The organism is Thermoanaerobacterales bacterium, from assembly GCA_030019475.1.
GTDB lineage: Bacteria > Bacillota > Desulfotomaculia > Desulfotomaculales > JASEER01 > JASEER01.
This window is the reverse complement of the sequence record JASEER010000050.1, coordinates 1-11,993: the sequence shown is the minus strand read 5'-3', so window position 1 is coordinate 11,993 and position 11,993 is coordinate 1. Positions and strand designations below refer to the sequence as shown.

The window sequence follows — 11,993 nt, the reverse complement described above, 5'->3', positions numbered from 1 at the left end:
GGTGGGTTGCAAGAGGCTGGCCGAATCTTTGCTCCAGAAGTACGGCCTTGATTACCGGGTCGTGTGCGGGTCGGATCTTCCTGGCCGTTGCGACTGGAGAGGAAGTGGCATCTATGCCTAAAGTAGCCATTAGAGAGCCGCCGCCATAAGCGAACCGTACGTCGTAGGCGGTAGAGACATTCCTTGCATATCCAACTAACGCAAAAGCAGAACAGTCTTCTGGGGCAGTTCTGCTTTTTCAAGGGTGCGTATAACTACGATCTCAAGGCATCACCGTATCCACATACTTATAGGTTCCGTCTCGTTGAACCTGCAACACTACGGCGGGCTTCAATGGGTTTCCCAGGGGGTCAAATGACGTTTTACCGGTGACCGCAGGGAAATCCTTTAGATTTTGCATTGCATCTCTAATCCTCGCAGGGTCCGCAGATCGTGCATCCGCTATAGCCTTTAGCAGCATTTTGGTAGCGTCATAGCCCAGTGTGGAGAAAGAATCAGGGTATGTACCGTACCGCTCGTTAAACTTGTCTAGCCACTCCCGTACTTCTGGTCTCGGGTCATCGCCGCTGTAGTGAGCTACAAAGTAATGACCGTTAAGAACCTCGAAGTCAAGGTATATAGAATCCCAACCGTCCCCGCCGAGAAACACCGTATCGATTCCGAGTTCCCTGGCTTGGTTAGCGATGACGTTTGCCATCGTGTAGTAGTCGGCAAGGAATACCACGCCCGCATTTGACCCTGCAATCTGTTGGAGCGTTTTTCTGAAGTCCCTATCTCCTGGCGAATGCGATTCGCAGACAACAACTTCTCCGCCATTCTTCGTGAAGGTGCCGATAAACCCATCACTGAGACTCACAGAGTATGGATTGTCCTTATCGTATAACACTGCGGCGGTCCTGGTTTTAAGAGTATCCAGGGCGAATTTTGCTCCTACGGCACCCTGATAAGCATCTATAAAGGGCGCTCGGAAGATGTAATCCTTGCGGGTGACATCCACAGTAACCCAGGGCGATGTCGCGGTAGGAGAGATCATAACCACGCCGGCTTCCTGCGCAACCTCACTAATGGGTACGCTGCAGTTTGACGTTACCGATCCGACTATGGCGGCGACTCCATCCCGGTTAATCATTTTTGTTGCAACGTTGACCGCCGTCGTGGCATTGGCGCAGTCATCGGCAACGACCGCCTCAATCCTGAATTCGCCTGCCTGGTAATTTGCCTCTTCAAGAGCTAAGTCGAATCCCTGCTTAACCGCCTCACCAAAAGAGCTTACATCCCCGCTTAAAGGACCGATGAACCCGATCTTGATAACCTTCTCAGACGATGGTAACGACGAAATGTAGACTGCATTTGCCTGTGCGTCCCATCTTACTTCTGCCCCCAGGGCCTCGGAAACGAAACGGAGGGGAACAAGGGTGCGGCCGGAAATCGCCTTGGCGGGTACGTCAAGCGTGACGGCCTGACCGTTTTTGGCGGCGGAGGACTGTCCTAAAGTGAGCTTGACTTGCGTATCTCCCCTGGTTGCGACGATAACACCTGTGGCACCATCGTAATTCACCTCGGCTCCAAGGGCCTCGAATATGGCGCGCAGAGGAACAAGTGTTCGCCCACCCTCAACTACTGCGGATACCGGAAGTTCTTGATTATCCACCACTACTCGGGGACTGGCCCACGCGATTCCGGTAAGAGTGAGAACCAAAACAAAAACCATAAGCGAAGGCAGCATTCTCCTCATCGAACACACCTCCATATGCGTTATTTCTTGGCATACTTGCTTTATCCTTCCGGAAAGGACAAGAAGACTGCATGCCGCGAACTGAAGCGGGTGTCCAAAACGCTTAAAGCTGTATAAACATCTTGGCCGGGCAACCCCCGGCTTTTCTTTTTTGAGGTGGTCTTGAATGCGCCTGTACATCGTCTTTGGCGAACACTCCGACAAGCTTGCCGAACACCTGGCCGGCTTATACGAAATCGCCGGTCAGGACCGGACCCTCGAAGCCGCCGTCGCCGCCGTCACCAACCTGTCTCCGGACGCCTTCCCGGACGTGTTCTTGGTTCTCGGCAAGGCCCTGGCGTCGGGAGTGGTCCACGACAGCGTGAACCATGGCGCGGCCCTGGTCGCCCAGCTTCAAAAACTTCGCCGCGCTTGCCCGCGCAGTAGGGTGATCGTTATTCTTTCCGCCTCAGCGGACGACTCTCTCGTGCACAGCATCGCCAAGCTCGGGATCTACGACATCCATCGCGTGGACAGCGTGTCGCTGGAAGACTTGAAGAGCTTCATCGAAAACCCCAAGAGCTTCGCCGACTACGACATCGAAATCAAGGCCGGGGGAAGCCCCGGGGATGTGACTGTCCAAAATGGTGGAGAGAAAGAGAAGAAGCCGGCTATCCTGCCAGGGGTTCCGTGGGGCCGGGCGTGGCTGACAAGGCTACGGGGCGAACGCCTGACCGCTCCTCTTGTCCTGACGCCCAACGGCCTGATCCCCCTGGACGACTGTTCAGGGGCCGAATCCCAGGCGGTTTTTGTGCCCGCTTCGCTGGGCGCGAAAAGAGTTGGGGCGATCCGGCGGGACATTAAACATATACCGTTGATCGTTGTTGGCGCGGCCGGCAAGGAGTACCTTGACGCCGGGGCCGACCGGTGCGTTGAGAAAATCACGCCGGAAGTGCTGGCCGAGGCGCGGGGTCTGTATAACCGCATCAATGCCCTCTGGAACAAGGCCGTCACCGACCCCCTGACCAATTGCCACACCCGCGGCTTTTGGGATGCCTGGTACGCGGAGCAGGTCGCCCGCGCCGAAGGCGGAGGGCCTGGATTTGCCGTCATAATGGTGGACCTTGACCGCTTCAAACGCCTCAACGACGAGTACGGGCATCAAGCGGGAGACCAAGTCCTGCGGGAGTTCGGCCGCCACCTGCTGTCCGGCGTTCGGGCGGGCGATATCGTGGCCCGGTACGGGGGCGAGGAGTTCATTCTTGGGCTCCCGCGCACCACCGTGGAAGAAGCCGCCGCCGTCGCCGAAAGACTTTGCCGCCAGTGGGCCAAGACCCCCGTGTCTTACGAAGGCGCGGAGATATCGTCCACCCTGTCGGCGGGGGTGGCGGCCTGGGCGCTGGGCGTAGATCCTGTAAAGGCGGCCGACGAGGCTCTTTATGAGGCCAAGAAGGCGGGCCGGAACCAAGTGGTGGTCGCCGGTCATAAGGAGAATCCGCTGTCCGGCAGTGTTGAGCCAGCGCACAAACCGGCCAGGCCGGCGGTAGGGCACGCCTCCGCCTCCCCGAAGCCCGCCCGTACCATATATCCGTGGATCCCGCAAATGCCCGTCCTGGTGATCTCCTCCCCGTGGCACGAGGCCGGGACGACCGATCTGGTCATTGCGCTGGCGGAACGACTCGACAGCGTGGCGGTTATAGACGCCTGCTTCAAGCGCCCCTCGCTGGCCGTGCGGCTGGGGATCCCGCCGGACATCCTCTGGCGGTGCGACTGGCGCTATAAGAGCACGCTGCTAAGGTACGCCAGGGACAAATACGTCTTTGCCCTGGACGGCAAGAGCGCGATGCCCCCGATTGGCTACGGCGACCCGTTAAAGGACGTGCTTCACGACGCCCGCCAGATGGCCGATGTCATCCTGGTCGATGCCGGAAGCGATCCCGAGTTGGAAGCCCCCGGCGAAAAGCTCCTGCTCGTGGACGGCCGCTCCGTCACGAACGACATCGTGGACGCCTGGGAGTTCTACCAGCCGTTTCACGGGCGAGGGGCGGCCCTTTACTTGGGCCGTGAAGCAAACCTCCCCGGACTGCCGGTGGCCGGCGTGTTCGGGGGCATCGAGGAGGCCGCCGGTTTTATTCTTGAAAAGTTAAAGGAGGTAAGAATCGTTGCGTAAGCTGTTTGGACGAAAGGCGGATGTGGCTGTTGCCAGTCCCGGCCCCAAACGGAGTTCAAACGGTTACTTTCTGGCAGCGGTCGCCCTCGCTCTGGTGGCCGCTCTCGTTGTCGTGAAGACGTTGAGCGGCATAGCCCCCTCGCAGGCCGTCGTGGTGGCCGCCAAACCCCTGTCGCCGGGGGACAGGATCGGCCCTGATACGGTGAAGACCACAACTATTGTGAAGGCTGCCGTCCCCAAGGACGCGCTCTCGCCCGCTGAAATTGGGAATCGCTACCGCCTGGCGGCCGAGGTGGCGCAGGGGGACGTCCTGCGCCGGGCGCATGTCGCCGAACTGAAGACCGGCGGCGGCATCCTGGCCGCCCGGGCGTCCCTGCTGGGACCGGATTATCGTGCCGTCGCCCTTCCTCCCGATGCCACCCGCGGTCTCAACGTCGAGGTCGGAGACAAGGTTGACTTGATCGGCGTCGTGGATGTGCCGATCGGGGGCGGCGGTTCGGAAACGATGAGCCGGGTGCTGGTCCAGGCGGCGCCGGTCATTTTCGTGCCGCAGATAGACCCCAAGGACCCCGCCGCCCGGGAGGCCCAGATCGTGGTGGCCGTCAAAGAGGAGCTGGCCCGGGCCGTCGCGCTGTCGGTAGCCAAAGGAAACGTTGTAGCTGTGTTGAACGCCGACGCTGCCCCCAGCACCGGGGCCCCGGTGACGGTCGGGCAGGTGTTCGGGATAGGGGGCTGATGGCCTTGGATCTCATCCGCGTTTTGATTTGCGACGACAACACCGACTACCGGGACTACCTGGCCCGGGGGATGACCGGGCACCCGCGCCTGCACGTGGCTTATCTCGCGACCAGCGGCCAGGACGCCATCGCCAAGGCGCAGAGGGGCGCGCCGGATGTGGCCCTGGTCGCCCAGGGTCTTATCGATATGTCAGGGCTTGACGCCGCGCAGCAGATATCCCGCGCGTCTCCGGGCACCGTGACCCTGCTAGTATCGGATAACCCCTGGCAGGGGCTGGTGCAACAGGCGCTGGCGATGGGCGTCCGCGAGGTGCTCGACAAGCGCCTGCCCCCGGCTGAGATTGCCGGGCTGATTGAAAAATGGGTGGACACCGCGCGGAAAGAAGTCCAGGAGAGGGCCAACGCCCTCCCCGAACGCGCGCCGGGCCGCGGGCCTTTCGCGCAGAGCCCGCACGAGACCGTCCAGGCGCGGGCCGTCAGGCAGATGGTGGTCGCCGTCACCTCGGGCTCCAAGGGGGGATCCGGCAAGACGACCATCAGCGTCAACATGGCCTGCGCGGCGGCGGCCCTGGCCAGCTTCGGCAAACTCAGCGTGGCTCTGGTGGACTTCAACGAATCGGGCAACGCCCACATTCAGTTAAACCTCGGCGACCTGGAGATGCTGGCTCCACGCAGTATTCTCTCGTGGGCTTACCTTCCCGACCAGCCGCCGCGGGAAGAGATTGACGACCTGTTGGTCATCCATCGGCCTTCCGGGTTGTGTGTCGTTCCCGCCGTGCCTACGCCGGAGCGTCATCCGGAAGTGACCGAAACCCTGGTCAAAAAGGTGATCGGGATTCTAAGACAGCACTTCTCGCTTGTGATATGCGACGTGCCGCCCTCCGTGATGGACGACGCGACCTGGGCGACCATCGAGGCGGCGGACCGCGTGGTCGTGGCCATGAAGCCGGATGCCCAGGACCTGCAGGACATAGCGCACCTCCAGAGGATCGCCGCGAAGCTCCGGTGCGACAACAAACTCTACGCGGTCCTCAACCGCGCCGGCGACCCGGCGCTCATCGAGCCGGGGGACTTCGAGGCCCGGTTTAGGGTCGTGGGCATCCCCTTTATCGAGCGGCTGCCTTACGATCCCGCCGTCTCCCAGGGCGTCCAGAGAGGCATTCCTTACGTGTTGAGCAATCCCGCAGGAGAATACACGGCGGCCATAAAGCGCATCTGGAACCATTTCACCCCGTTGTTTCTCGAACACGGGGCGGACATCAAGGGTAAGAAGAGCTTGTTTGGCGGTCTGTTCCGGCGCGTGGCGGCGAAGGAGGGGTAAGCGTGTTCGGTGGGAACCAGCCGAGGCCCAAAACGTCGGGTCTCCTAAATCGTCTTAACCAGCTTGAAGAGGGTTATGACCAAAAGGGTAACGCTCCGGAGAAATTCAACCGGGAGGTTTTCCTGCAAGAAGTCCTCCCCGAGGCCCAGAAAAAGGTGCAGGAGTCCTTTGCGGTGGGGGAACTTGCGGACCGCCTCTCCCCGGTTACGCGGCAAAAAGTCGGGCGGGTGGTCAACGAGATCGTCGAGGGGAGGCTTGCACACCTGCCCAAGCCGACGATCATCGGCATCGTGAAGGAGATCGTGGACGACATCCTCGGCTACGGCCCCCTGGAGCCGTTCTTTACAGGGCCGGACGCCGCGGATGTCACGGAGATCATCGTCAACGGCCCGAACAGTATCCATATCGAACGCGGCGGGAAGACGCATCTCGCCAAAGACGGTCAGGGACGGCCGTTGAGCTTCAGGAGCGTCCAGCACGTCCGCGACGTTCTGGAGAAGATGCTGGCCCCCACGGGGCGGCGGATCGACCTTGCTTCCCCGCGGGTTTCGGCGCGGCTTCCGGACGGCTCCCGGTTGATGGCCCATATCGCCCCGTGCGCCGTTGACGGCGTGACCTTTACCGTCCGGCGCTTCAGGCAGGACATCACCCCGGAGATGATGCTTCAGAACGGCACACTCAACCGGGAGATCTTGGACTTCCTGGCGGCCTGCGTGCGGGCGCGCCTGAACATCTTCCTGTCGGGCGGCACCGGGTCCGGCAAGACGGCGGCGCTCAATGTCCTGGCGTCCTTCATCCCCGAGGATGAGAGCATCATTACTATTGAAGACCCGGCCGAACTGCAACTGCAGCACCCGAACGTCCGCCGGCTTGAGGCGCGGCCCCCGAACGTCGAGGGCAAAGGCGAGATCACCCAGAGGATGCTGGTGGCCGACGCCCTGCGGATGGCCCCGAAGAGAATCATCGTGGGCGAGTGCCGCCAGGGGGAAGCCTTCGACATGTTGCAGGCCATGAACACCGGCCACGACGGGTCGCTGTCCACCTGCCACGCCAATAGCGCGGACGACATGCTGAACACCCGCCTCGTCAACATGGTCCTCATGGCCGAGATGGGGCTGCCCCCGAACGCCGTGGTCGGGATGATCGCCTCGGCGGTGGACCTGGTGGTTCATATCGTCAAAGACCGGACGGGCAGGAGAAGAATCGACCACATTGTCGAGACCGTCGGCGTGGAGGAAAGGCCCTCCGGCCCGGCGGTGGCCACCCGGCCGATCTATCAATGGAACGGGGAAACGTGGGTGCGCGCCCCGCACCCGTTCACCCGGGCTGTCAACCACCCCCTACTGAAGTAGGGGGCTTGCAGGATTTCCGCAAGCCCCGGGTTGACTAGCCCAAGCCCGGCTTAACGGGCTACGTTGAGAGGGCCATCACACCCCGGAATATAGCCCGAGTTCCGGGCAACTGTGGTTCGGGATTAAAAGCCCTGCGGGGTAGGGGCGGTGTCCCGGACAAGACAAACCCTTTCAACATGGGCGACGGGCGCAATAACTCCAGCGTAGAGGAGGTCATCTAAGTGACGTATGTCTACGTGTTATCCAATATGGGAGGTGAATGGCGGCGTTTCCTCCCCCGAATGAATTCGGGGGTCTCCACGCCGTGATTGTTATGATCGCCGGCCTGCTGATCGCTGTTGTAGTTTTGTTGCTGTCCTTCGGCTGGCGGCAACGCAAGCGCGAGAATAACTGGTTTTACGTGCGGCATTCGGAACGGGCCAAACCCGTTCGGCCTACTAAGGAAGAGCCCGTCGATCTGATTACGGCGGGCCTTTCGTTGTCCAGCGAGCACAAGCTCATCATCGCCGGTCTTTCCGCCGCTCTGGGGTTTGTCTTCGTGCACGCCCTGACCGGGCGCGCCGACCTCGCGGTAATCGGTTTGGGGGCCGCCTTCATCGGTCCCCGTGCGTGGTCCGGCTGGCGCGTCGAGGCCCGGCGCAGGCTCTTCGACCAGCAGTTGCAGGGATCCCTTGACCAGATGGCCGCGGCGCTCAAGGCCGGCGCGAACCTGCCCCAGGCCTGGGAGCAGGCGGCGCTCAACGCCCCTTCCCCGGCACAGGAAGTCCTGGGCTACGTCGTCGGCCAGGTGCACAACGCCGGATATACTCTGGCCGATGCCCTGGAGGAACTGGACAAGCGCGTGAAGTCCAGCGACCTGCGCCTTATCACCGTGGCCACGACGCTCTGCGCCGAAACGGGGGGCGACATCGCCGGGGTCTACCCGCGGTTGGCGCAGGAGATGCGCGACCGCGAGACTTTCAAGGCCCATGCGAAGGCCCTGATGACCGAAGGCAGCATGTCGGCCAATGTGCTTCTCGTCCTGCCCTTCGGCACCATTCTCCTGTTCCGGTTCCTCTCTCCGGAGTATATGGCGCCCCTGTTCCACTCCGGAACCGGCCTTGCGGTGTTCGGGATCGCCTCGGGGATGATCGTGGCCGGCTGGCTGGTTGTTAGATCAATGATGCGGCTCGAGCTGTAAAGGAGGTGATGGGGTGACCGTCATTGGAATCCTGGTGTTCTGCTCCGTGCTCCTGGTCCTCCTGGCTCCCCGTCTGGCGCCGCCCAGGGGCATCACCGGCGGGCAAGTGGTGGCCCTGTTCGCCCCCTTGGCGAGCATCGTTTTTCCGGACGCGGTACGCTTGGAAACCCAGCGGCGCTTGACGTGGGCGGGGCTGAAAGACATGCGGGCCACCGACCTTCTGGGGATCAAGCTGATCGCCGCCCTGGGGATGGGCGGGCTGGCCGCCCTGAGCGCTCTGGGGGGCAAAACTAGCGCGCCCTTCGTCTTGCTGGCCGTCCTGGGCTACATCCTGCCCGACGTCTGGCTTGGGCAGAAAATGCGCAAAAGGCAGGAGGAGATCTCCCGGCGGGTGCCCGATTTCGCGGTCCTGCTGGCGACCGTGCTGGACGCCGGCGGCGGCGACTTGCAGGGAGCTTTGGTCCAAGTAGGCAGGCGGATGGGCGGCGTCATCGGGGAGGAGATCGAGTACGCCCTGCACGAGATGTCTTTAGGCATCCGCCGCGCCCGGGCGCTCCAGAATCTTGCCGACCGCTGCGGCGTCGCGGAACTGACCCAGCTTGTGCAGAAGATCACCCAGGCCGAGTTCTACGGCTCTCCGGTAGCGGTGGCCGTCCGGGACTTCGCGGAGCAGGTGCGCACCATCCGTCAACATAACGCTGAAAAGAAGGTGAGAGAACAGACCGTCAAGATGCTCGTTCCGATGCTGTTCTTCACGGTGCCCGCGTTGCTGGCCTTGTTTCTGTATCCGGCCCTGCGCCAGATCGGCCAGGTGCTGCGACACTAATACGACATTAAGGAGGGAAAACACTTGCTGAAAAAGCTCGTCGCCGTGCTGCGCGAACAGCGCGGCCTGACCATCCTGGAGTGGGCGGCCCTCGGCGTTTTGATCCTGCTTGCCGTGTGGGGGGGTCACCCAGGCCCTCGGGGTAAGCATCGGCAACGTCTTTTCGGATATTCAGGGACGCTTGGGACATTAACGCTTCCATAGAACACTGGGCCGGGCAGACGCCCGGCCTTTCGCTTTTTTTGGGCGCTTCTAGACAGGCGGAGGACCGGTTCAGGGCCGGGTTGTCTTTTTTGAGATGGCCTTCGCCTAGAGAAGGACGCAATGGGTATTCTTTTGCCACGGTCTTTCGTGATTGGTATTATGCTTATGACAAGCTGGCTTTCCCCCTCTCCCCTTCGGCGCCCGGAAAACTCGGTAGGAAATGAAATCCATCTTGAAGAAATACTGTCTCGAACCCGGGAAGAGAAGGACTGAGAAGGGGGTGGGTTTGAGTGAGTAGGTGGAAAGACTGTTTGCTGGCAGCGTCACTTCTGGTGTTCATTGGCTTGCTTCTAGGGTTTATTTGTAATTCTATATTTTGCGTGTATGTGATGGGTGACCCACTGCGAATTCCCTGGTGGGGTGTAGTCATATGGCTTGCCTTTATTACCTTAACCGGCTGGGGAGCTTGGGCTGGTGCCAAGTGGGATCGTCGGGAACGCTTTAACAAACAGGTAGCAAGTGCCCGGTCTGCTCTGTTTGCCCCCATAACGGCAGAATATCTATTTGTCCAGCGTTACGGTGAACAGGGGTATTCTCTCCTAGAAGAGACAATGCGACTGCATTACCCCGTGCGACGACGGTGGATCGCTCCCCTAGTGGTCTGTGTGGTTCTTCTCATTACAGGTATGTTTCGGTGGGCTGACGAGGTGCCGTCTCCGGTTAGATTACCAGCGAGCACGACAGTTAATGCTTGGTGGTATGGCTTGGACGATGCAAACACATACGTTCCGGCTCTGGTGTGGCGTGACCGTTGGAGCGGTACTCAATGGCTCGTGCTTCGTCTTGAATCTCCAACACGGGTTAGCAAGGCGCTGGTATCCCTAGAAGCTATACGCACCAACAATGTTAATAAGCACACACGCGAGCTAATGCTAATGAGCGGGATGTCCTCACCCATCCTGGACGACACCTTGAGTACCACCAGGGCCGCATACTGGCGGGGCGTTGCTACAGCTTTGTGGACGGTTTTGTTACTGCTGTCCGCTGCAATTGCCGGGGCCATCTACCTATCGGAACGAGCAGAGTATAATTCTAAGGAAAAAGAAGTCATAAAAGAGTTGCTGCGATGATAGAGGGATGGCACTTAGTAGGGGGGCAATGGAGGAATATAGGATGAACGCGCTTAACGTCTGGTAAGGGAACTCGCTACCTTGACCTTCGTCGCCGATGCGGCGAACATCCTGCTTCTGGGCCCGCCGGGGGTGGGCAAAACCCACCTGGCGGTGGCCCTGGGGGTCAGGGCGATTGAACAGGGCTACGGCGTCTACTTTGTCCGGGCCCACGACCTGCTGGAAGACCTGCGCCGCGCCCAAGCGGAACACCGGCTGGACAGAAGGATGCGGGTCTACCTGGCCCCGAAGGTCCTGATTATTGATGAGTTCGGGGTCTGGCCCTACGACCGCCAGGCAGCCACGGCGCTCTTCGCCCTGATCTCGGCCAGATACGAGCGTGGCAGCATCATTCTGACGTCGAACAAGGGTTTTGCCGAATGGGGTGAGGTGTTGGGTGATGCGGTGATTGCCACGGCGGTCCTGGACCGGCTCCTGCACCACAGCCACGTCCTGAACATCCGCGGGGAGAGCTACCGCCTGCGGGAGAAGAAACGGGCCGCTCTGTTTGGACCTCACCCCAGACCGGAGGTGGTTAACGCCGATCAGTCCAAGCCATAGCTTGCTCGCCGGGTGGACCAATTCCCAACCGGCGCCAGTGGGCCAAAAGTAAGTCGGCGTTGACACCCTGGGAAGGGGATGATTATGCAAAGCGGCTTTTCTCCCGAGCTTTTGTGGCTATTTGACCAGTTGGTCTTTCTGGCCGCTTTCTTCAACGCTATGGTCCTGTTGACCCTGATCGCGCTTTCGTTGCCCTCCTGATTTTCGTCTCACAGACGCCGGGGATCCCCGGCGTTTTGCTTTTTCGGAGGTGTTGTCGGTGGACGGAGAACAGGTCTTGGATGCCGTCAAAAGTCTGGTTGAGCGGGGCACCTTCGCGCTCCTGGCGGTCTTGACCCCGGAGGGGGACGTAATCCTTCGCCCTATCGGAGGGCGCTGGGGCAGCGGGATTGTTGACGCAGTGCAGGAAATGGCCGCAAGATACCCTGGCTGCAAGATGCGGCTCTTCGAGCAGAACTGCGACTGGAGGAGGTACTTCGAAGGCATCGTCTCCAGGGACCAGGTCTTGCCCTACGCGGAATACTCCCCGGAGACCAAGGCCGCCCTGGAAGCCGTGCGGCGCAAGGTGCTGGGCTGGAAGGGGTTGGATTAGCCGTATAGAATCCGTTCAGGGAAAGAGAGCGGAACGGAGGGCTGAAGGGTGGTCCAAAGACCGGAGCTATGCGTCGTGCGCGTCGCGGACATCGCCGAATTCCCGACGGAACTGGGCAACAGGTGCCTCCTATTACGGGAATTGGGTCTTAACGCCTACCGGAACAC

The 11,993-nt window shown here is 60.8% G+C and carries 10 protein-coding genes; 9 read left to right on the top strand and 1 reads right to left on the bottom strand.

Features of this window, described 5'->3' with window-relative positions:
- Positions 1-262: 262 nt before the first annotated feature.
- The gene (locus QMC81_10665; GenBank protein MDI6907928.1) at positions 263-1,735 is read right to left on the bottom strand and encodes an ABC transporter substrate-binding protein; all 1,473 of its coding nucleotides are present in this window, start codon (positions 1,733-1,735) and stop codon (positions 263-265) included.
- 166 nt (positions 1,736-1,901) lie between these two features.
- Here QMC81_10665 and QMC81_10660 point away from each other — a divergent pair, with 166 nt between their 5' ends.
- From QMC81_10660 to QMC81_10620, 9 genes are all read left to right on the top strand, one after another.
- Complete coding sequence (locus QMC81_10660) at positions 1,902-3,884, top strand: GGDEF domain-containing protein (GenBank protein MDI6907927.1); 1,983 nt, start codon at positions 1,902-1,904, stop codon at positions 3,882-3,884.
- Positions 3,877-4,620, top strand: coding sequence for an SAF domain-containing protein (locus QMC81_10655; GenBank protein ID MDI6907926.1), 744 nt, complete (start codon positions 3,877-3,879; stop codon positions 4,618-4,620). Before QMC81_10660 ends, QMC81_10655 begins: the two co-directional genes overlap by 8 nt.
- 5 nt (positions 4,621-4,625) lie before the next feature.
- Positions 4,626-5,942 carry a response regulator gene (locus tag QMC81_10650; protein MDI6907925.1) on the top strand — a complete coding sequence of 439 codons (1,317 nt, stop codon included), beginning with the start codon at positions 4,626-4,628 and terminating at the stop codon, positions 5,940-5,942.
- A 2-nt stretch (positions 5,943-5,944) separates the two neighbouring features.
- Complete coding sequence (locus tag QMC81_10645) at positions 5,945-7,294, top strand: CpaF family protein (GenBank protein ID MDI6907924.1); 1,350 nt, start codon at positions 5,945-5,947, stop codon at positions 7,292-7,294.
- A gap of 259 nt (positions 7,295-7,553) precedes the next feature.
- Positions 7,554-8,474 carry a type II secretion system F family protein gene (locus QMC81_10640; GenBank protein MDI6907923.1) on the top strand — a complete coding sequence of 307 codons (921 nt, stop codon included), beginning with the start codon at positions 7,554-7,556 and terminating at the stop codon, positions 8,472-8,474.
- Positions 8,475-8,487: 13 nt separating this feature from the next.
- Positions 8,488-9,300, top strand: a complete 813-nt coding sequence (locus QMC81_10635) for a type II secretion system F family protein (protein MDI6907922.1) — start codon at positions 8,488-8,490, stop codon at positions 9,298-9,300.
- 24 nt (positions 9,301-9,324) lie between these two features.
- Positions 9,325-9,504 carry a hypothetical protein gene (locus QMC81_10630; GenBank protein MDI6907921.1) on the top strand — a complete coding sequence of 60 codons (180 nt, stop codon included), beginning with the start codon at positions 9,325-9,327 and terminating at the stop codon, positions 9,502-9,504.
- A gap of 1,190 nt (positions 9,505-10,694) precedes the next feature.
- Positions 10,695-11,234, top strand: a complete 540-nt coding sequence (gene istB / locus QMC81_10625) for an IS21-like element helper ATPase IstB (protein ID MDI6907920.1) — start codon at positions 10,695-10,697, stop codon at positions 11,232-11,234.
- A 259-nt stretch (positions 11,235-11,493) separates the two neighbouring features.
- Positions 11,494-11,826, top strand: coding sequence for a hypothetical protein (locus tag QMC81_10620; protein ID MDI6907919.1), 333 nt, complete (start codon positions 11,494-11,496; stop codon positions 11,824-11,826).
- Positions 11,827-11,993 lie beyond the last annotated feature (167 nt).

Coding starts and splice junctions, on each gene's coding strand:
- QMC81_10660 (MDI6907927.1), top strand. CDS start 1,902: ATGCGCCTGTACATCGTCTTTGGCGAACACTCCGACAAGCTTGCCGAA.
- QMC81_10640 (MDI6907923.1), top strand. CDS start 7,554: ATGGCGGCGTTTCCTCCCCCGAATGAATTCGGGGGTCTCCACGCCGTG.
- QMC81_10665 (MDI6907928.1), bottom strand. CDS start 1,735: ATGAGGAGAATGCTGCCTTCGCTTATGGTTTTTGTTTTGGTTCTCACT.